The sequence below is a fragment of the Companilactobacillus zhongbaensis genome (assembly GCF_003946515.1).
Taxonomy (GTDB): Bacteria; Bacillota; Bacilli; order Lactobacillales; family Lactobacillaceae; genus Companilactobacillus; species Companilactobacillus zhongbaensis.
Window position 1 is genome coordinate 1 of record NZ_RHOM01000029.1, and the last position, 19549, is coordinate 19549.

At 39.3% G+C, this 19549-nt stretch carries 20 protein-coding genes; 9 read left to right on the forward strand and 11 right to left on the reverse strand.

Features of this window, described 5'->3' with window-relative positions:
* The 3 genes from EKM69_RS09990 to EKM69_RS10000 all read right to left on the reverse strand — a co-directional run.
* Positions 1–496, reverse strand: a 496-nt coding sequence (locus EKM69_RS09990) for a hypothetical protein (RefSeq protein WP_404825421.1), incomplete at its 3' end; no start/stop codon positions are given.
* A 382-nt stretch (positions 497–878) separates the two neighbouring features.
* Positions 879–1094 carry a DUF2922 domain-containing protein gene (locus tag EKM69_RS09995; RefSeq protein ID WP_125710642.1) on the reverse strand — a complete coding sequence of 72 codons (216 nt, stop codon included), beginning with the start codon at positions 1092–1094 and terminating at the stop codon, positions 879–881.
* 32 nt (positions 1095–1126) lie between these two features.
* Positions 1127–1330, reverse strand: a complete 204-nt coding sequence (locus EKM69_RS10000) for a DUF1659 domain-containing protein (RefSeq protein ID WP_125710644.1) — start codon at positions 1328–1330, stop codon at positions 1127–1129.
* Between the two features lie 304 nt (positions 1331–1634).
* Between EKM69_RS10000 and EKM69_RS10005 the strand changes: the two genes are divergently transcribed.
* Positions 1635–2486 (forward strand): outer membrane protein assembly factor BamD, encoded by an 852-nt coding sequence (locus EKM69_RS10005; protein WP_125710646.1) that lies wholly within the window; start codon positions 1635–1637, stop codon positions 2484–2486.
* 1542 nt (positions 2487–4028) lie between these two features.
* Here the strand turns inward: EKM69_RS10005 and EKM69_RS10010 are convergent.
* From EKM69_RS10010 to EKM69_RS10020, 3 genes are all read right to left on the reverse strand, one after another.
* The gene (locus EKM69_RS10010; RefSeq protein ID WP_125710648.1) at positions 4029–4697 is read right to left on the reverse strand and encodes an amino acid ABC transporter permease; all 669 of its coding nucleotides are present in this window, start codon (positions 4695–4697) and stop codon (positions 4029–4031) included.
* A gap of 8 nt (positions 4698–4705) precedes the next feature.
* Positions 4706–5548, reverse strand: coding sequence for a transporter substrate-binding domain-containing protein (locus EKM69_RS10015; protein WP_125710650.1), 843 nt, complete (start codon positions 5546–5548; stop codon positions 4706–4708).
* A 179-nt stretch (positions 5549–5727) separates the two neighbouring features.
* Positions 5728–7185, reverse strand: a complete 1458-nt coding sequence (locus tag EKM69_RS10020) for an amidase (RefSeq protein ID WP_125710652.1) — start codon at positions 7183–7185, stop codon at positions 5728–5730.
* 542 nt (positions 7186–7727) lie between these two features.
* Here EKM69_RS10020 and EKM69_RS10025 point away from each other — a divergent pair.
* A complete protein-coding gene (locus EKM69_RS10025) occupies positions 7728–7955 on the forward strand; it encodes a hypothetical protein (protein ID WP_125710654.1) in 228 nt (75 codons plus the stop codon).
* 106 nt (positions 7956–8061) lie between these two features.
* Positions 8062–8343 (forward strand): type II toxin-antitoxin system HicB family antitoxin, encoded by a 282-nt coding sequence (locus EKM69_RS10030; RefSeq protein WP_125710656.1) that lies wholly within the window; start codon positions 8062–8064, stop codon positions 8341–8343.
* 63 nt (positions 8344–8406) lie between these two features.
* Here EKM69_RS10030 and EKM69_RS10035 read toward each other — a convergent pair whose 3' ends face one another.
* The 3 genes from EKM69_RS10035 to EKM69_RS10045 all read right to left on the reverse strand — a co-directional run bounded on the left by EKM69_RS10035 (position 8407) and on the right by EKM69_RS10045 (position 13197).
* Entirely contained in the window at positions 8407–9906 is a 1500-nt protein-coding gene (locus EKM69_RS10035; protein WP_125710658.1) for an APC family permease, read from the reverse strand.
* 20 nt (positions 9907–9926) lie between these two features.
* Positions 9927–11297, reverse strand: a complete 1371-nt coding sequence (locus EKM69_RS10040; protein WP_125710660.1) for an aspartate aminotransferase family protein — start codon at positions 11295–11297, stop codon at positions 9927–9929.
* Between the two features lie 175 nt (positions 11298–11472).
* Entirely contained in the window at positions 11473–13197 is a 1725-nt protein-coding gene (locus tag EKM69_RS10045) for a pyruvate oxidase (RefSeq protein ID WP_125710662.1), read from the reverse strand.
* Between the two features lie 197 nt (positions 13198–13394).
* Here EKM69_RS10045 and EKM69_RS10050 point away from each other — a divergent pair, with 197 nt between their 5' ends.
* Positions 13395–13922, forward strand: a complete 528-nt coding sequence (locus tag EKM69_RS10050; RefSeq protein WP_125710664.1) for a DUF308 domain-containing protein — start codon at positions 13395–13397, stop codon at positions 13920–13922.
* A gap of 1 nt (position 13923) precedes the next feature.
* On the opposite strand, the gene EKM69_RS10055 is transcribed toward EKM69_RS10050, so the two are convergent.
* Positions 13924–14304: a PaaI family thioesterase gene (locus tag EKM69_RS10055; RefSeq protein ID WP_125710666.1), complete on the reverse strand. Its 381-nt coding sequence runs from the start codon at positions 14302–14304 to the stop codon at positions 13924–13926.
* A 24-nt stretch (positions 14305–14328) separates the two neighbouring features.
* On the opposite strand from EKM69_RS10055, the gene menB reads away from it, so the two are divergent.
* Both menB and EKM69_RS10065 read left to right on the forward strand, forming a co-directional pair.
* Entirely contained in the window at positions 14329–15144 is an 816-nt protein-coding gene (menB, locus tag EKM69_RS10060; RefSeq protein WP_404825422.1) for a 1,4-dihydroxy-2-naphthoyl-CoA synthase, read from the forward strand.
* A 17-nt stretch (positions 15145–15161) separates the two neighbouring features.
* The gene (locus EKM69_RS10065; RefSeq protein WP_125710670.1) at positions 15162–16619 is read left to right on the forward strand and encodes an o-succinylbenzoate--CoA ligase; all 1458 of its coding nucleotides are present in this window, start codon (positions 15162–15164) and stop codon (positions 16617–16619) included.
* 356 nt (positions 16620–16975) lie between these two features.
* Here EKM69_RS10065 and EKM69_RS10070 read toward each other — a convergent pair whose 3' ends face one another.
* Entirely contained in the window at positions 16976–17728 is a 753-nt protein-coding gene (locus EKM69_RS10070; protein WP_125710672.1) for an alpha/beta fold hydrolase, read from the reverse strand.
* A gap of 309 nt (positions 17729–18037) precedes the next feature.
* On the opposite strand from EKM69_RS10070, the gene EKM69_RS10075 reads away from it, so the two are divergent.
* Genes EKM69_RS10075 through EKM69_RS10085 form a run of 3 tightly spaced genes read left to right on the forward strand, consistent with a single transcriptional unit; the run spans position 18038 to position 19416 of the window.
* Positions 18038–18400 carry a hypothetical protein gene (locus tag EKM69_RS10075; protein ID WP_125710674.1) on the forward strand — a complete coding sequence of 121 codons (363 nt, stop codon included), beginning with the start codon at positions 18038–18040 and terminating at the stop codon, positions 18398–18400.
* A 39-nt stretch (positions 18401–18439) separates the two neighbouring features.
* Positions 18440–18997, forward strand: a complete 558-nt coding sequence (locus EKM69_RS10080; protein WP_125710676.1) for a helix-turn-helix domain-containing protein — start codon at positions 18440–18442, stop codon at positions 18995–18997.
* Positions 18997–19416: a protein-export chaperone SecB gene (locus EKM69_RS10085; protein ID WP_125710678.1), complete on the forward strand. Its 420-nt coding sequence runs from the start codon at positions 18997–18999 to the stop codon at positions 19414–19416. The genes EKM69_RS10080 and EKM69_RS10085 overlap by 1 nt, the downstream gene beginning before the upstream one ends.
* Positions 19417–19549: the final 133 nt, after the last annotated feature.

Consider the following 19549-nt stretch of genomic DNA (forward strand, 5'->3'; position numbering starts at 1 on the left):
CTTTGAGATATGCAGTAACTCTTAATGTGATACTTGATTTTGCAGCATTACCAATATACACACCAAAATCTGATGCATTTGTTAATACCGTTCCATCTTTAACACCTTGAACTCCAAATGTGACGGCTTTATCCAGTGTTGTAGGATCATCTTCAAGTGGCTTAGAAGTTTCGGCCTTAGCAATACTTGCAAGCCCAAAAATTGAAGTTCCTTTTGTTGTTTCAGTTGAATCGTCTGCAGTTAGGTCCGTTTGACCATAAACAGCTTTAACATCACTAAAGTCTAATTTTCCTGAATAAGTTGTACTTGATTGTAAAGTTCCTAGCACTCGTGTCAATGCTGCTTGCGATGCATCATCCAATTTTGAAGTGTCAGTTGTAGTTGAATCATCTGCTGCTTTAGCAGTAGAGGTTGTACTAAATACGGGTGCCGCAAGTGGTGCCACCATCAATAACGTGGCAGCTGCAATTCCGGCATATTTAATATTTTTTTTCATGTGGTATTCCTCCTCAAAATTCTCATAATTCTTAGGTAGTACATTTATAAACTAACATTCTATTGATTAATTTTCAATAATAAATGGCATTAAAAATATTACCGTGATAGGAAGTAATGATTATTTAATACGTTGGAAATTGATCTTGGTTAGCTAATTTGTAAGATGCATAATACCTAAATACCAACGAATGAATATTACAACATATTTCATCTTTTGGGAAGACCTAAATTCATACTTTTGTATTTTTTTTGAAATTTTTGTGAATAAAAAAATAGATACCGACTCGCAAATCCCTTGCGAGCCAGCACCTACCAGTTATTTAAAAATTTCAATTATCATCTTATAAAGAAATATTACAATTGTGTGAATTTTTGAAATACTACTCGAAAATAACAGTTTCTTGACGATCGATGTACTTCGCACCCACAGCATAGTCATAAATCGGGAAGTCATTTTTTTGAAACAGATTGCTAGCCATGATTTTTTCCATGGCAGCTTTAGTAGTAGTTTGATCTAAATTTTCGTTGACATAGCTTAATTGCAAATTGTTCTTCTTACCTGATTTTGCTTTAAAGATCAATTGTAGTTTTTTCATATTAGTCTCCCCTGTCTTTTATATAGTAAGTTTTATCCTACGTATTTTCCACGAGTCAAAATTGTTGCTGTACTGAAGGTGTCACCATCAGATAATAGTAAGAGCCCATCGATGAAAGTTTGAAGTTGTTCTTCCGTTGGTTCTTCAACAATATTGTTAAAAGTACGAATAATGTATCCCTTCTTGTACTTTTCGTTATTAAATCTCAATTTAATTGTAGTTTTTTCCCAATTCATCCGCTCAGCCTCATTTCGTTTATTTGTAAGGATTACAACCGGTTGTTTTAATCAACTTACACAAATAATAACGACTAAAAATGGCAAAACGGAAATATTTATTCGTTAATACTATTTAAAAATTCTTCAATAAGAGTTATATTAATAACTGGTATTCGTTCCTAACAAATTTCTCATCGAAGTTTGTTCTAATTTGTCAATTCCTAACGAATTATAAATTAGTAAGAAGAGCAGGCGTCCAACGCGCCTGCTCTTTTTGTTTTCTCATGGTATAATCTGGACAATACTTCTTTGGAGGGTATATATGAAAAAGACAATAAGTTTATTAGTTACTATTAGTGCATCCTTGTTGCTCCTAGCAGGATGCTCTGGTTCAAACGGAGGAGATAACGGCCTTTACAACACCGCCATGGATCATGGTAATAGTGCTGTTAATAAGAAAGACTACTCACAAGCACTTGCTTACTTTACATCAGCTAATGATGCTAAGAGCGACAAGTCAGCTAAGGCTAACAAAGAACAAGCTCAAAACTTGGTCGATGCCAAGAAGTCAATGAATTCTCGTGACTTCGATACTGCTAGAGATCAATTGAACGATGCTATCAACCAATCTAATGGTAGCTCAGGCATGAAGAGCCAAGCTAAATCATTGTTGAAACAAGTTAAGAAGATTAAGTCAAACCGCAGTGATCTTAACAAGAGCGTGAAAAATGCGTCTGACATGATCGACAATGGTGATAATGCTGCTGGAATGAGCCTCTTGAAGACAGTTCTTGACTTCAAAGGTATCGATGGCAAGTACTACTCAGATATTTACAAGAAGGCTGTTGATCTTTTAAGAGATAACAATTCAACAACTAGTTCAAATTCTGCATCTACTTCAACTAATAGTAGTGATAGCAGCACTGATTCAAGTAGTTCCAGTTCTTCGTCAGACAGCAGTAACCCCGCTGCCAACGGTCACTTCGACATCGAATCAAGAAAAGTCGATGGAAAGACTATCACTGACAGTGACATCGCCAAAGCTAGACAAGATTTAACTGATCAAGGTGTTAAAACTGTTGCAGCCTGGAGTGACAACGATATCGTTAAAGCTATCAAGAACGCACACAAAGATGGCAGAACGACAATCAAGCCTTCAGACGTTAAAAACTAATTTATGATACACAAAAAGCCGACGATCACTCGTCGACTTTTTATTTTGCCTATTTTTAAGCAACAAAAAAGCCATTGGTCCAGACACCAATGGCTTTTGTTCAACAAAGACGGGCGAATACTTCAATTTCTTCCATCCGTGGTAATCCCATCGAAACCAAAATGAAGAGGGCCTTTGTTGTAGTTTCATTCAGATAAAATTAGAATATTTTACCTAATAGACCTAGGAAAAAGTCCTTACCGAAACTTAAAGTGTTGCTTAATAGATACCAAATATTTGAAATCATTGTAATTCCTCCTCTAAATTTGTTTATCGAAAGGTTTAAACTTACGATCCCCATCCGATATGAAAAGCATATGATAATTTTTTTGTCAAAATATTAAAGTTAGTTTACATAGATATTACTAATGTAACAAATTACAAATATTTGTTTATTATGAAGAAATTGGTACATATTATGCAATTTTGAGTAAAAAAATAACCCACTACCAGTGGTAGTGAGTTAAATTCTTTTTATTGATGGTTAAAAAGACCACTCAATGCGTTCAAGACAAAGTCCTTACCGTAGCTAAGTGTGTTGCTTAATAGATACCAGCCATTTGCAAACATATTATATTCCTACTAAGTTTGTTTTTTCGATAGGTTATTGATATTCGCCCTACTCGATAACAATATACTAACACATTAATTATCAATAATAAAAAAAATTTTAAATCAATCCAGAAACAAGCTATTCAAATCATTGTCACAATAAGGTTAATCTTTAATGTTTATTTTATCAATTGATTATTGAAATGTCTTAATTACCAAAATCAATTCAGTTTACATTGTCATGAATTGATTTTGATTTTTTAAATACAAATCTTTACATTTATTCAAATTACATATACAATCATTGGAGATTTTATTTATATTATCACTATATTAAAATTATATTACGAACATAAGACTTATCTATATTATTCGAATTAGGTAGGTTATAATATGTTTGCAATTCGAAGGGAGGGATTACGATGATCGCAACAATCTTTAATGGTGCATTGATGCTACTATCAACATTCGTAGGAAGTTGGTTCGGCGGAATCTTATAAGATTTCCTTTAAGGCGTGCCTTTGAGCAACGCATTTTTTTGTGCCCTTTTTTCACGTGATCCAATATCCCATATAAAAATACTTAATATCTCAAAATTTAATTTCAAATAACCGAGTCAAACTTCACACTTTCTTCACATTTTGGGAATATTCTACAGGCGTAAATAGGAAAAGTATCTCCTATTTACAACCTAAACCTTAATTTAAACCAAAATATAAATGATTTTTATAATATAGCATTCCTCCCTCCCTCAAGAGACGCAACGCTTCCCCCCAGAAGCGGTGCTTTTTGTTTCTCTGGATGTTTTGATCAGTTCATTTTAGGTTACACGTATTATTGATTTATCGCCTTATAATTGAGTTTTGTGGCATTTAAAAACGCCTCCAATATTTGGAGACGTTTCTACCATTATATAGTGTTTTGATTATGTAACCTTGAATTTAAATCGAACTAATCTAGCTTCAGTTTGTTTTCTAAGGCCGTTTGGGCAATCGTCATCATCCAGCAGAAGAACCAGTAGATAAAGGCAATCGTGATGTAGATCGTCATGTAATCTTGGTTCGCTCCAGCGATGATCTTAGCTTGCATGAACATTTCACCTACGGTGATCATGGCTGCTAGTGATGTTCCTTTGAACATGTCTAATAAGATATTGCCTAATGCTGGGATTGCGATTCTGAAGGCTTGTGGAAAGATGAGATGTCGCACTACTTGGCGATAACTCATCCCTACGGAAAAGCCACCTTCCCACTGACCGATGTCGACTGCGGAAAAAGATGACCGAAATACTTCAGAGACGAATGCGCTGCAAATTATCGTGAACGATATAATCGCCGCTGGGAGCGCTTCTGCGCCAAATCCAAAATAGATGATGAATAAGACGACTAGCATGGGAACTCCCCGCATAAACGAGATATACGCCTTTGCGGGCCATCTAAAGACCTTTTTGTTACTTAACTGAGCCAGTGTTAGAAATAACCCGATTACATTGGCTAGAAAAAAGCTGATTGCTGTTAGAAATAATGACATTGGAAATCCCAAGAGGATACTCGGGATCGAAGAAAATGCTAATGGCGCATCAAAATAATTTGGAATCGATAAATAATGCAAAAATGACATTCGATCACCTAGTCATTGTAGAAGGTACGAGAAATCTTAACGTGTGGTTTCTTCGTAACGTCTTCTTCAAAGAATTTTTTCGAGATCTTTGAGAGTGTGCCATCTTCTTTTAGTTCTTTCAAGGCTTTGTTGATCTCTTTTTGAAGTTTAGTATTGCCCTTCTTCAAGACCATACCTGTACCAGCCTTGTTTTCTTCTGTCATGTAATACATGTCATCTTGGATTTTAAGATCGCTATCTGGAATAGCTGCAATTGCTAATTTTTGCAGATAGTAATCATTTAAAATAACGTCAGTTTTACCACTTTTAACGTCTTTAAGGTAAACATCATTTGAAACGTTATCGTAGTTAACTAGGATAGCTCCTAATTTTTTAGCTAGTTTTTGGTAATTAGTTCCGGCTTCACCGGCTGCTTTTTTACCTTTTAGGTCACTCCAAGAATTGATCCCTGAGTTGTCATCTTTTCTGACGACCATACTACTGAATGAGTGCTTGTAAGCTGTTGAGAAAGAATATGATTTTCTACGTGCTGGAGAGATACTGAAGTCATTAACCGCAATGTCAGCCTTCCCCGTTCTGACAGCAGTTAATTGACCATCGACATTGTATTCTTTGAAAGTAACTTTCCGACCCATTTTCTTAGCGACCGCGCGAACGATCTCCACGTCGAATCCAGTTAATTTCTTAGATTTTGTATCATGGTACGAAGTAGGATAAAGCGTACCCGAAGTAGCAACTACCAATGGTTTATCACTTGAAGCTGCATCTTTCTTGCCGCATCCTACTAAAACTATACTCAAGAGCATCAATGCTCCTAATACTACAAAACTACTTTTCCACCTCTTTAACATGTAACGATCCTCCTTAAAATTAAGAACGTCTATTATTTTATCTTTGTGAAATCTAGATTGCAAACGTTATCAGAAAATAGTCATATTTGAATTGTTTTTATTTAAAAAAGCGTGATATCAGCATTTACACTTGCTGAATCACGCTTTTATTTAATTAATAAATATTTCACAATATATAATTATATTTGTTCTGTAGCATGAAGAAATTTAAATTTATCGGCATCTTCAAAAATCTTACCGACTTTAAGCAATAACGGTTCTCCACCTTTTCGAGTAGTAAATTCGATCCCTAATGGCAACCCTGAATCTGTGACATGAGTTGGTAAACTCAACGAAGGTTGTCCCGTTAAATTAGCTTGTTGTGTAAATGGCGACAACGTTAACGATTGTTCGAAAAATTCCCAAATAAGATCGAGTCTTTCCTGCTTATTTAAGTCAGTCACATGTTTCATCTTTTCGATCGTAGCATCCCCGTACAAGAGGTCGCCGACTTTTGGTGCTGGATAAGCTGTCGCTGGGGTCAAGAAGAGGTCGTAGTCATTATAAAATTGGTCTGCTTGATAGCTAGCTTCATCCCATAAACTCAAGCTCTTGCTGTAATCGACTGCCGTCACTAACTTACCAGCTTGATAAATCGTCCAAGTAGTCAACTGCATGTCATCGATTGTCGTCTCGCGCCCGATAGCTTGGTTGATCGATTCAAACATCGTAGCTGTCTCGCCACCGTTCATGATGTAGTACGATTTCATCAAAGCAATACCATCAGTCTTAGGTTGAGCTTCTTCTACTTCAAAACCTTGATCCTCTAAAAATTTAACTGCATCAAGGACAGCTTTTTTAGCATCTTCAGAAACTGGCGTCTTGACTGGTGATTCAGTTGTATAACCGACCTTTAATTTTTTCGGCAACGGTTGAGCCATGAAGTTATTTGGCAATAGCTCGGCTTGAAACGGTGCTGCCAATTGCACTGTCTGCATGTACTCCAACAATGTAGCAGTATCACGAATCGAACGTGTCAAAGCAAAGTTGATCGAAGCACCTTGCCAGCCACGCCAGCCATTTGGGCCAACCGGGATCCGTCCCCGAGTTGGCTTGAGTCCGATCAAACCTGAAAATGAAGCAGGGATCCGGATCGAGCCACCGCCATCACTAGCTGCTGCGATCGGTACGATATCAGCAGAAACCGCACTAGCTGCCCCACCGGATGAACCGCCAGAAGAAAAATCTGGGTCCCAAGCATTATGAGTTGGTCCGTAAAGATCAGGATCAGTAATATTTTTGAAGCCAAATTCTGGAGCATTGGTCGTTCCTAAAACCGAAAAACCAGCATTTTGCAACGATTTAACATAATTGTCGGTGATCGGTGCTACGTTGTTTTTCAACAAAATTGAACTACTTGTATCTGGTTCACCTTTAAGCTGCTGACCTAAGCCCTTGAGTAAAGTCGGTACGCCAGTAAAAGGACCATCGACTAAGTTTGCTAATTCTGATTTAGCCTTATCGATTCTCGTATGGGTCACGGCGTTTAATTTTGGATTAAGCTGTTTGATTTTGTCGTTCGTTTGGTCGATCAATTCCTCGGGTGTTACTTGTTTTTCCTTGATCAGTTTGGCGATCGAGGTTGCGTCGTATGCCATCTTGTTTCCCCCTGCTTTAATATTTTGTGTAACGTTTAAAGCGTATTTTAGTTGGTGAAAAAATGCAAACGTTAACAGTTGAAAGTTGTTTTGGGAGTGGTTCACTCCCGGTTCTGGGGGATTCCGGCAAGCCAATCAATGAACGCAAGTGACCGCACTTGCGCAACCGATAGTGATGGTGGCTACGCCACCGAACGACCAAGGTCGGGAACGTAGCCGACACGATTTTGAGCTATCCGAGGAAACCCACCTCGGACATCTCAAAACTTGGTCTTTCACTAGGCAATAAAATTGCAAAGTGAAATATGGCTACTGAGGTATGGCTTGCCTCCATCCCCCAGAACCTAAAACTGTCTATCATCTGTGTGTTCTGCACGTATTATTGTTTATTTGGGTGGAAGAATTATTTCATAGTCCATATTGTCCTCTATTTTTGATTTGTAAAAAGATAAGGAATGCAGGGATAAAAAACAGTTTATTCCTACATTAATCAATCGATTTCCCGTACAATACCCTATGAATACATTTTACGAGGTAGTTATATGCATAGTTTCCCTGTGATCGTTTCTAAAATTGATGATGGTTCTTTTTCTGTCACTGCTCCACAGTTTCCCAAGCTTTCTGTTTCTAGAGCTTCTTTTAAAGAAGCGGTTGAATTGGCTGATGCTGAGTTGCATCGCTTGGTTGACTCTGGGGTCGTTGCTGGGAGTTTTTCTGCTGCTGATTTGGCTGTTGGTGGGGATTCTTCTGTGGTTTTTTTTTCCGTTTGAGGATTTTTGCCGTGAAATGATCAATTTTGATGGTTTTTCATTTTACTGGTAGTTTTTAGAAGATTCGGCTTTTATACTTTGGTTAAAAATGTTGACGGAGGTTTGTATGGCTGATCATTCTGATTTTTTAGTGTATCCCGTGATTGTTTCGCATTTTTCTGACGATGGTGAATATTTTGTGGTTACTTCTCCTAATATTCCTGGGATGGTCACTCAAGGTGATTCTTTTGTTGATGCGGTTTATTGGGCACAAGATGCGATTGCTACCATGCTGGAAGACCGCGACTATCCTGATGCTGTTGATCCATCATCTTGGGTGTTGGAGGATAACCAACAGCTTGCTTTTGTTTCCATCGATATGACTGCTTGGATGGCTCATAAAAATTGATTTTCACATCAAAAAAGCCAACTAACTGGATTTTTTCACTAGTTAGTTGGCTATTTTTTTACTTTATTTTTGATAATTATCTTCTGCTTCTTCAGCATTTTCGGCTTTTTCTAAGTCGGTTAGTTTCTTAGTTGCTCGTTTGTTTAAGTACGAGTGTCTGATTCCGTAACCGAAGTAGATGATCAAGCCTACTGCGAACCAGATTCCAGCGTATGTTTTAGCTTGGATGTCTAGTCCCCAGAATACTGTTAGTGCTCCTAAGAAAGCTACTGCTGGTAATACTGGGTATAGTGGCATTTTGAAGCCTGGTTTTGGTAAGTCTTTTCCTTCACGCTTTCTGATAGCGTAGATACCTAGTGATACGAACATGAAGGCGATCAAGGTTCCGGCACTGATCAATTGGGCTAAAAAGGCGAATGGGCACAATGCTCCGATGATGATGCCGACTACTGTTAATACTAGTAAGGCGTTGTTTGGTAAGTTGTGTTTGCTTAATTTACCTAACCAACCAGAAAGCATTCCGTCACGTCCGAATGAGTAAAGGAGACGTGAGCCAGCCATCATCATACCGATCAAGGCTGTAAACATACCGATAACGGCGATGGCTTGAACGATTGTTGCGACTGTTCCGTGTCCAGCATTTCTTAAAGCCCAACCAACGGGTTCAGCGTTGTTGGCATATTCTGAATAGTGGAACATTCCAACTAGGACTAAGGCAACGGCCACAAATAAAGCAACGGCGATGAATAATGAACCGATGATACCTCTTGGCATGGTCTTAGCAGGATCTTTGGCTTCAGCGGCGTTAGCAGCAATGGAGTCAAATCCGATATATGCTAAGAAGATCTCGGAAACTCCGGCGTAAATTCCTTGCCAGCCACCAAAGGCTGAGCCATCAGGATTTACATGATATTCCGGAATGAATGGCACATAATTTTGTGGATGAATGGCTGTTAAACCAACGACAATAAATAGTAAGACAGCTAAAACTTTTAAAACAACTAGGACGTTTTCTACTCGAGCGGCATTGGAAACCCCGTACGATAGTAAAAAGGCGACTAAGGCAATTACTACGACGGCAGTTATATCCATAATTCCGCCGTTAGAACCTAAGGTGTTCGATAAAGCGTTCGGGAACTTCAATCCTAACGGTGCGATCAGCCCCCTGAAGTTGGCGGATAACCCCGATCCAACGAACGCTACGGCGATGAAATACTCGGCTAGTAAGGCCCAACCGGCGATCCAGCCCCAAAATTCACCGAAAACAACGTTGATCCATGAATAGGCTGATCCGGCAAAGGGCATCGTTGATGACATTTCGGCATAAGCGAAAGATACCATCCCGGCAACGATAGCAGCGGCCAAAAACGAAAGTGAGACGGCAGCTCCGGCGTGTTGGGCAGCAACGACACCAGGTAATGTAAAAATCGAAGTTGATACGATAGTACCAACACCTAAAGCTAAGAAATCTTTTACTGTTAAAACTCGTGATAGATGAGCATCCTTATCTTGATAAATATTCGGGTCCTCTCGTCGAGTCATTTTAGTCCATAAATTACTCATAAATTCTCCTCCAATTGAAACTACCAGCCGATTTTTTTATCTGTATCTGGTAATGTAACTTCCCCATTTTCTACTGCGGTAAATGCGTCATCTAACACATCTAGTGCTTGGTCTAATTGTTGACGGGTGATGACTAGCGGTGGTTGAAATCTCAAAATATTGCCTTTCAAAGTAATAATGACCACGCCGTGATCAAAAGCGTAATAAATTACTTTTGTAGCAAATTCGGGATCAGCAACTTTCGTCGCTTGGTCTTCGACTAATTCGATCCCACCGTTGAGTCCAAACATTCTGACATCCCCAATATTTGGATGTCTTCCTTGCATTTCTTCAAAACGCTCTTTGGCGTATTGCCCATCTTCTTTTGACTTTTCGATCAAGTGATCTTGCTCTAGCACATCTAAAGTAGCTAAAGCAGCAGCACAGCAAACGGGATTTCCGGCTGTGGTGAAGGTATGTGCTGGTGAACCAAGGCTGTCCATGATATCGGCTTTACCGATCACAGCCGACAGAGGCATCCCTGAAGCTAAAGATTTAGCAACGGAGATCAAGTCAGGTTCGATGTCGTGGTAATTTTGAATACCCCACATGTGACCTGTCCGACCCATTCCTTGGTTGACCTCGTCTACGGCAAACAAAATGCCGTTTTTATGGCAAAAATCATAAACTAGTTGCATGTATTCTTCAGGAGCTTTAACTAGTCCACCGTCACCTTGGATCGGTTCGATCAAGACACAGGCAACTTCATCCGGTGGCAAAAATGTTTCAAACGGTTGCTTGAAAGCTTCAAAAAATCTGACTGCCACGTCATGTTCTGATTCCCCTGCTTCACGACGATACAAGTCGGGATAAGGAACGTGAACTACTTCCGGCATCAAAGGTCCCATTTTTCTAGTCATGTTCAAGCTAACGCCAGAAACGGCCATCGAACCGTAAGTCGATCCGTGATAGGCGTTCATGTATGAAACGATGTATTGCCTACCTGTGTAAGCTCTGGCATATTTGATAATGGCATCATTAGCATCAGATCCAGAATTTCCGAAACCGACTTTTTTAGGAGTAGGTCCAGGTGCCAATTTAGCTAGCCTTTCGGCCAACTCTTGTTCTGGTCTGTGGTGAAAATACGAAGGTGTGTAATGGATAAGTTGCTCTGCTTGATCCTTAATCGCTTTGACCACCAAATCGTTCGTATGTCCGACATTGATAGCAGATGCGCTAGCCAACAAGTCGATATACTTATTTCCATCTACGTCTTTTAGAATTGCTCCATGTGCCGAATCGATCACTAAATCAAAATAATTGATCCGACCAGCAGCAGCGAAATATTTACTTTCACGATCTATCAGACGTTTGTCTTCTACGTGATTATGGTCAACTTTTCGAGCTTCCATAATTACACCTCCTTAAATTATCTTTTTGGTAAATAAGGATATTCTAATCTTTTTCTAATTTACACGCAACGATAATTAATTGATTTTCGATAAAAAAATAATTCTGGCCAATAAAAAAGGGATAACCGCAACATTTAGCGGTTATCCCTTATTCTTAAATTTAATTTAATTAATCTTACAAGAATGATCTCATAATTTCTTTGAATGGAGGCAATGTAGGCAATTTGCCTTGGTCCTTCAAGTGAACGAAACCAAACTTCATGTAGCCTTTAGCTTCATCCATCATGATCTTACCAGGAAGTGGAGCTTCATCAGTAACGGCAACATCCAAAAGAACTGGCTTAGTTGGGTTACGATACTTCTCGATAGCTTCACTGAATTGTTGGTCAGTAGTAATACGTTCACCGATACCACCAGCAGCTTCGGCGAATTTGGCGAAGTCGATATCTGGTAGTGAGATTCCGTATGTTTGTTGACCAGCTGATTGTTGTTCGTATTCGATGAAGGCTAACAACTTGTTATTCAAGACGATGTAAAGCATTGGCAAGTCGTATCTAACGGCTGTTGCAAAGTCTTGCATGACCATTGAAGTAGCACCATCACCAGCAATAGCGTAAACTGGACGATCTGGATAAGCATTTTTGGCTGCAATAGCACCAGGCAAAGCACAGCCCATGGTACCTAACCAAGCTGAGATCGTGTATTTTTGCGTATGTTTAGCATCAATAAATCTGGCACCGAAAGCAGTTGAGGTACCAACATCAATTGACCAAACAGTATCTGAAGGAGCATTTTCTGAAATATTGTGGAACAAGAGTGATGGGAGCACACCCTTATGGTTCTTAGTGTAAACATCCTTGAGCCATTTTCTCCAAAGAGTGATCTTAGCTTCGGCTTGATCTAAGAATGGACGTGATGACACAGCTTGTCCACGGTCGATCAATTGTTGCAAGACGTCAGCAGTGTCCCCTTGGATAGCAACAGTCACATTACGACGTTTACCCAACTTATCACCATCATTGTCGACTTGGATAGCGTCAACTTTCTTATTCAAATATGGTGCGTATGGGTAGTCAGTACCGAGCATAATTACTAAGTCGGCTTTTCTCATCATTTCAAAAGCAGGCTTAGTACCTAACTTACCTAGTTGTCCCAAGTTGTATGGGTGGTCATCGTCGATCAAACCTTTAGCAGGCATAGTTTGGATAACAGGGATCTTGTATTTTTCGATGAATTCTTTAGCTTCATCTTTGGCATTTTCGATACCACGACCGGCTAAGACAATTGGATTGTCATGAGTTTCGATCAAGTCAAGCGCCTTGTCGATCTCACCGGAGTCAACACGCAAGTCTTCGAGCTTGAATGTGCCAACATTTGGTTGATAGTTATCTTGGATCATATGATTAGGAACGTCATCAGGAATTGTTAAGACAGCAACTCCTCGTTTTGAAATGGCAGTTCTAATTGCTTCGTCGACGATCCTTGGGAGTGATTGGGGATCCATAACGATTTTGTTGTAAACGGCAACATCAGCGAACAAAACGTGAGTATCAACTTCTTGGAAAAAGTCGGTATTGATCAATTTTGATTGAACTGAGCCTAAAATTGCCAAAACTGGAGCGTGATCCATCTTGGCGTCGTAGAGTCCGTTCAACAAGTGAATGGCACCGGGACCACCGATCGACAAGCAAGCACTGATCTCACCGGTCAATTTAGCGTGAGCTGCAGCTGACAAAGCAGCTACTTCTTCATGCAAAACGTGAGTGAACTTGATCTTGTCTTGAGCCCGATACATGGCGTCGATCGTTGTGTCGACTGAATCACCGGGAATACCATAAATATTGTCTATGCCCCACTTGGACATAATGTCTACCATCTTATCTGATGCACGTACTTTCATGATTGTCCTCCTATAACGTAATCAATATATACTTTACCACTTTTTTTTCACAATAAAAGTATTCTGATCATGCTTTTATTTTCAGGCGTTGTCTGAAAATATTTTTCCAATTGTGAAAATACTATCTTATATTCAGAATTTTTTTGATAGTGTTTTCTGATATCATGAAAGTATGAATACTTTTAGGAAGTGAAAAAATGGTCAAACAATTCCAACTGTACCGTTGGTTGCGGTTTATTTTTCTGGCTACCGCTGGGATCTTAATCGTTTTGGAACCGACCAAAAGCTTGGACTTCATCATCTACATCGTCTCAGCCTACGTTGCTTTTTACGGCGTCTTGTCGTTGATCGATGGGATGAGTATCAAGAAAAAAACTGGCGAAAACAACATCACGCTCGGTTTCGGTGTTTTAGCCTTGATCGTAGCCGTGGTGATCTTATTCGTCGCCAAGTTCTTGGTCACCTTAGTTCCACCTGTTTTAGGTATTTTGCTCTTAGCAAACGGCATTAACCAATTCCGTGACTCGCACGACACCAGAAAGACCGTCAATGTCACGCCTTGGCTCGACTATTTTTATTCGGCACTGTTGATAATAGCGGGAATCGTCTTCATTTTGAATCCATCGAAAACGATTATCTTCCTATATCAATTGTTCGGCGTTGCTTTGATAATTTTAGCCTTTTTTGAAATTATCAATTCACGGCTCTACTCCGGAAAAAAATAGCTTATACTGTTTTAAGAGCTACTTTTTTAAGCGTTACCGTACTAAGACTAGTGCTGATCGCGTGATCTTCTAAGTGAGTCGTTACGGTCCAAGTTTGGATCGAGTTACCGACTCTGACAGGAGTGGCTTCAGTCACTAAAACGCCCTCTTTAACAGGGTTTAAATGGTGGGTCATGATATCAACGCCGACAGCAACGAAACCGTCTTCGTCGATATTGAGATTAGCACCGATACTGGCAGCAGTTTCCGCCAAGACGGCACTGATCCCACCATGCATGATCTTATGCGGTTGCATGTGCTTGTCCTCGATCTTCATCTTGAGAACAACACGAGTTTTACTTTGATCGGTTACTTCGATCCCTAGATTATCTAATAAATTCATTATTTCACCTCGGAGGTTATTTTTATGAGTAAATGGGAAAATATTAAAGACTATAAAGAAATTCTTTTCGAACGAATGGGCAAAGTTGCCAAGATCACCATCAATCGTCCTGAAAAAAGAAATGCGTTTACACCTGATACGATACAAGAAATGATTGAGGCTTTCAATTATTGTCGTGATGACGCATCGATCGGTGTCATCATTTTGACTGGTCAAGGAGACCTCGCCTTTTGTTCCGGTGGTGACCAAAGCGTCCGTGGAAACGGTGGCTATGTTGGATCAGACCACGTGGCTCGTTTAAACGTGCTCGACTTGCAACACTTGATCCGGATCATCCCTAAGCCAGTCATCGCCATGGTCCGTGGCTGGTCCGTTGGTGGTGGTAACATCTTGCAACTAGTTTGTGACTTGACTATCGCTGCTGACAACGCCAAATTCATGCAAACTGGTCCCAAAGTTGGTTCATTTGATGCCGGCTACGGCTCAGCTTACTTAGCTCGGGTCATTGGCCACAAACGTGCCAAAGAAGTTTGGTTCTTATGCAAACCTTACACAGCTGACGAAGCCTTCCAAATGGGCTGGATCAACAAAGTCGTACCTTTAGCTGACGTAGAAAAAGAAACTTTAGCTTGGTGTGACGAGATCTTGCAAAAATCACCTACAGCCATTCGCTTCATCAAAGCAGCCATGAACGCTGACACCGATGGATTAGCTGGACTTCAACAAATGGCCGGTGATTCAACGATGCTCTTCTATACTACTGATGAAGGAAAAGAAGGTCGAGACGCTTTCCTCGAAAAACGCGACCCAGACTTCGACAAATTCCCTAAATTCCCATAGAGAGAAGGTCACACTTTTTGGAAAATTGGCTTACTAAACGCGCAGCCTTGAGTCCAAATAAGGTTGCCTTGATCTACCAATATACAGACTTCACCTTTGCTGAATTGAACAAAACCGTTCAATTGTATGCAAGCAAATTGTACAACAACCACATCTCAAAAAATGACCGGATCGGCGTATTCACCGCAAATTCGTTCAACGGCTACATCGCCACCTTAGCTTTGCAGCAGATCGGCTGCGAGATAGTTTTTTTCAACACGAGACTTTCCGAAGCTGAGCTGCAATTTCAAGTCAGCGACTCAGCAGTCAAACTAGTCTTAGTCGACGAAAGCTTGAAGACCGACAACTTAGAAAGAGTTGAAATTGAGCAAGTTAAAATGTCCGATATCTTATCATTCGAACCTGCTAACGACTACCAGCCAGTGGCCGACTTCGACAATCAAGCTGTCACTTCGATCATGTACACCTCGGGAACATCGGGTCGTCCCAAAGGAGTCTTACAAACCTTTGGCAATCATTTTTATTCGGCCATTGGCATGTCATTAAACCTCGGCATCAACGAAAAAGACGCCTGGGTCATGACCGTACCAATGTTCCACATTTCGGGTTTTTCGATCATGATGCGTTCCTTGATCTACGGCATCCCCGTTTACTTAGTCGAGAAATTTGACGTCAAGATTATCAACAAGATCTTAATGGACAGTCAAGCATCGATCATCTCACTAGTACCAACGATGCTAAAGCGAGTCTTGAATGGACTGAAACCGGGGCAAAAATTCAACGACAACTTCCGCTGCATTTTCCTAGGCGGTGGTCCGATCGACAATTGGACCCTCTTACGCTGCCAAAACTTCGAGATCCCCGTGATCCAGTCATACGGCATGACCGAAACAGCCTCCAACATCGTCGCCTTAAACTTCGAAGATGCCCAAAGAAAAATGGGTTCCTCCGGACAACCACTATTCCCCGTCCACTTAAGGATCACCCACCAAAACGAAGACAACATCGGTGAGATCGAAGTCAAGGCTCCAAACGTAGCCAAAGGCTATCTCAACCAACCAGACCTCTTCAACAAAAAAATGACCAAAGACGGCTTTTACAAAACAGGTGACTTAGGAAGACTAGACAACGAAAACTTCTTATTCATCAGTGGCAGAAAAGACGACATGATCATCTCCGGTGGCGAAAACATCTATCCCGAAGAAGTAGAAAACGTCTATGCTAAAATTGAAGGCCTCAACACCATCGAGATCATCGGCATAGAAGACGAAGACTGGGGCCAAGTCCCAGTAGCCTACATCACCGAAGACGATGACGTCTACTTAAACGGCGAAGACTTGATCGAATACGGCAGAAACCGCCTAGCACATTATAAAGTGCCACGGGAATTCCGCTTGATCAAAGCCATGCCGGTAACTTCTAGCGGGAAGATACTGCGGAGAAAACTGAGTGAAGTTGATTATACTAAGATCTAAAAGATATTAAAAAACGGCTGATTGGGTTTTCCAATCGCCGTTTTTTTGATTGCCTGCATATATGTAAAAAAATATGGTCGAAAACCATTTCCAGTTTTCGACCATTTTTATTTTTTAAGGATGGGTTTGTACCTAGGGTCGTGCTTGATTTGGGTAGTGTTCAACTTTTTTAGTTATTGATTTGGCTGAACAGATCAAGTTGCCCTTTACGGATCTGTGTGATAATTTCACACGTCCTGTTTTGTGTGATGAGGATACTCCGCATTATTTTTTGGTACATCTTCAGTATAGGGTGTTTTCAATTTAATATTTTATGAATTTAACAAAATTTATTGTCAACAAATGATTCATCCTAGTTATGCCAAGTAATATTCAAAGAAATTCGCAATCTTATCCATCAACGGTGGCTCCACCAAATGCTTAGCCCGATAGCCAGTGATAAAGGCAACTTGCTGAGCATAAGGCTGACCTTGGATACTATCAAAAAAGCTCTTCGACTGTTCATATGGGATCCGTTCATCTTCAGTCCCATGCCAAAACAGCAGTGGTCGATTAGCGATAGTCTCCGGATAATTGTCCAAATCGTAATCGTCAATCCAACTAGTCAGCTTTTTCATATCGTCAGGAATGTACAAGTTGTGAGCAGCCGCACTATCACGGACCAACTTAGCATATTCATTCAACTTCGGACTACCCATAATAATGGCAGCCGCCTTGATCTCCGGATGCTGCGTCAACAAAGCTCCGGTAGTCATGCCACCCATAGAATAGCCACCAACACCGATCAGATCATCCAAAATCAGATCGCGGCGCTTATAAAAATCAAGAATCAAAGAAAATTCCGCCAAATTACCTTGGATCGTACTCCAAAAAGTAAATGACGGGATAGAAGAAACATCATGGATCCTCTGCCCATGATTCATAGCATCAGGCAAAACAACCCGGATACCCTTATCAGCCAACTTCCGAGCCTGCGTCAACACTAATTCCTTATCAGATCTCCAACCGTGATAAAAAATAACAATCGGTGCCCTGCTATAACGATATTCCTCCTCAACAACTTCCAAAACCGGAACATCCTGCAAAGAACGCCTATAAATTTTTACCATCAGCTCACCTCATTTCTAAAACCAATATTATCATTTTTATATAAAAAGACTAATTTTTAAGACTTCCTTTTTATGAAATTATTTATTAGAAACGTAGAATCAGAATGATGAAAATAGCATGAATCGCAATGTCTAATCGCGTCAACACAAAAAATTCAGATTATAATGAATAAATAATGAAGTTATTTTTAGTTTTCAAAAAAATAAAACTACTATCCATCATAGTCATCTGTTGCTCCTGAGCAACAAAAAATGATAGAATATACTCTACTGAGGAAGATAAATGAATATATGGATGCGTGGTAATAATTGGCCTATGTAGAAGATGTAGAGAAAATTATTGATAAAATCAAAAATAATAGGCCACATTGGAAGCTTAGTGGTCGCAGAAAAAATCATCTAACTATAACTCAACTAGGTTCCGACACTGAAGATATATTTGATGAAGTTTACCAGAATATTTCAGTGGCTAATTATTCTTCTGGACCTTTACAAGACAATCATATCCCCCCGGTTGATGGAGACATATGGATATTTGGTCTCAGATTATATGGGGAAAATCCAGAAGGATTAAATTGCTATTTGAAATTTCAAGATAAACCAAACGGTTTAATCCTTTGGATCTCGTTACATGAACAAGAGTATCCTTTAGATTTTCCCTATAGTTCATAACTGAGTATCATCCTTTATTTATTTGAAAGGTGGATAATCATGAGTGTATTGGAAAAGGAATTTTATAATCCTGAAAAAGAAAAAACTGAAATATATAAAAAGAAAAAAGTATTGGAAAAGATAAAAATACGTGAAATCAATGATCTTGTAGTAGTTAATACTTATTGGGAAGACCCTGATGGTGAACTATGGGTAGACTTTGATAACCCAACCGAAAATAAGGATAAAGATTTTATTGCCTATAGAAAACGAGTTAACTACATGCAACCATCAGAGATAAAAGGTTTAAGAGCAGAGTTGAATCTATCTATTAGAGATTTTGCTGAAATTATTGGCATTGGATTTTCTAATTTGTCTAAAATTGAAAATAACAAAGTCATACAAACTAAATATCAAGATAACTTATTTAAATACATGAAAGACAACGTTAATACCTTTAAAAACAAGTTAAATGAGTATGACAAAAGTTCGGAAAATCGTCATATAACAGCAGCTAACCAGAAAGATTACAAAGTTAAATATTATTTTAATGTCGAAAAAAACAGTTCTCTGTCAACATTTTCATTTGATAATAATATGTTAGGAGATGCAGCGTAATGACCGTACTAGAATTCAAAGGATATACTGTTAATGAAATGAATTATAAGAAAAACCCCAACTATATACCAGGTTCCTCAAAAAAAATAAGTTTAAATCCAACTTTTAGCTCCGATAATGATATCTCAGATAATGAAATACATGTGAATTTAGATATAAAAGTAGGATCTCTTAAGGAAACATCGATTCCATTTGAAGCCAGTTGCTCAGTGCAGGGATTGTTTGAATATAATCCAAATGAGGATGAAGATGATATCGGAATCGATACATTCTTGCGAAATAACGCTTTAGCTATTCTCTATCCATATGCAAGAGCAATAATTGCGACTCTAACGACCTCTTCAAATGAATTTCCTGGATATAATTTACCAACAGTTAATATTACTAAAGCCCTAGAATCTAACAATGATAACTCTTAAAAACACTTTTCATATATTGGATAGTGTTTTTTTATTAGACTAATTTGTAAATTTACCCCAAATTACTCAATCTCTTTTCAGATAAAAAGTGTCGCATTTAATCGTTAATATAATTAATTGACGATATTTCGGC

Bases quoted from the DNA above. Each gene is read 5' to 3' on its own strand.
- EKM69_RS09995 (WP_125710642.1), bottom strand. From the start codon at position 1,094: ATGAAAAAACTACAATTGATCTTTAAAGCAAAATCAGGTAAGAAGAAC.
- EKM69_RS10000 (WP_125710644.1), bottom strand. From the start codon at position 1,330: ATGAATTGGGAAAAAACTACAATTAAATTGAGATTTAATAACGAAAAG.
- EKM69_RS10005 (WP_125710646.1), top strand. From the start codon at position 1,635: ATGAAAAAGACAATAAGTTTATTAGTTACTATTAGTGCATCCTTGTTG.
- EKM69_RS10010 (WP_125710648.1), bottom strand. From the start codon at position 4,697: ATGTCATTTTTGCATTATTTATCGATTCCAAATTATTTTGATGCGCCA.
- EKM69_RS10015 (WP_125710650.1), bottom strand. From the start codon at position 5,548: ATGTTAAAGAGGTGGAAAAGTAGTTTTGTAGTATTAGGAGCATTGATG.
- EKM69_RS10020 (WP_125710652.1), bottom strand. From the start codon at position 7,185: ATGGCATACGACGCAACCTCGATCGCCAAACTGATCAAGGAAAAACAA.
- EKM69_RS10025 (WP_125710654.1), top strand. From the start codon at position 7,728: ATGCATAGTTTCCCTGTGATCGTTTCTAAAATTGATGATGGTTCTTTT.
- EKM69_RS10030 (WP_125710656.1), top strand. From the start codon at position 8,062: ATGGCTGATCATTCTGATTTTTTAGTGTATCCCGTGATTGTTTCGCAT.
- EKM69_RS10035 (WP_125710658.1), bottom strand. From the start codon at position 9,906: ATGAGTAATTTATGGACTAAAATGACTCGACGAGAGGACCCGAATATT.
- EKM69_RS10040 (WP_125710660.1), bottom strand. From the start codon at position 11,297: ATGGAAGCTCGAAAAGTTGACCATAATCACGTAGAAGACAAACGTCTG.
- EKM69_RS10045 (WP_125710662.1), bottom strand. From the start codon at position 13,197: ATGAAAGTACGTGCATCAGATAAGATGGTAGACATTATGTCCAAGTGG.
- EKM69_RS10050 (WP_125710664.1), top strand. From the start codon at position 13,395: ATGGTCAAACAATTCCAACTGTACCGTTGGTTGCGGTTTATTTTTCTG.
- EKM69_RS10055 (WP_125710666.1), bottom strand. From the start codon at position 14,304: ATGAATTTATTAGATAATCTAGGGATCGAAGTAACCGATCAAAGTAAA.
- menB (WP_404825422.1), top strand. From the start codon at position 14,329: ATGAGTAAATGGGAAAATATTAAAGACTATAAAGAAATTCTTTTCGAA.
- EKM69_RS10070 (WP_125710672.1), bottom strand. From the start codon at position 17,728: ATGGTAAAAATTTATAGGCGTTCTTTGCAGGATGTTCCGGTTTTGGAA.
- EKM69_RS10080 (WP_125710676.1), top strand. From the start codon at position 18,440: ATGAGTGTATTGGAAAAGGAATTTTATAATCCTGAAAAAGAAAAAACT.
- EKM69_RS10085 (WP_125710678.1), top strand. From the start codon at position 18,997: ATGACCGTACTAGAATTCAAAGGATATACTGTTAATGAAATGAATTAT.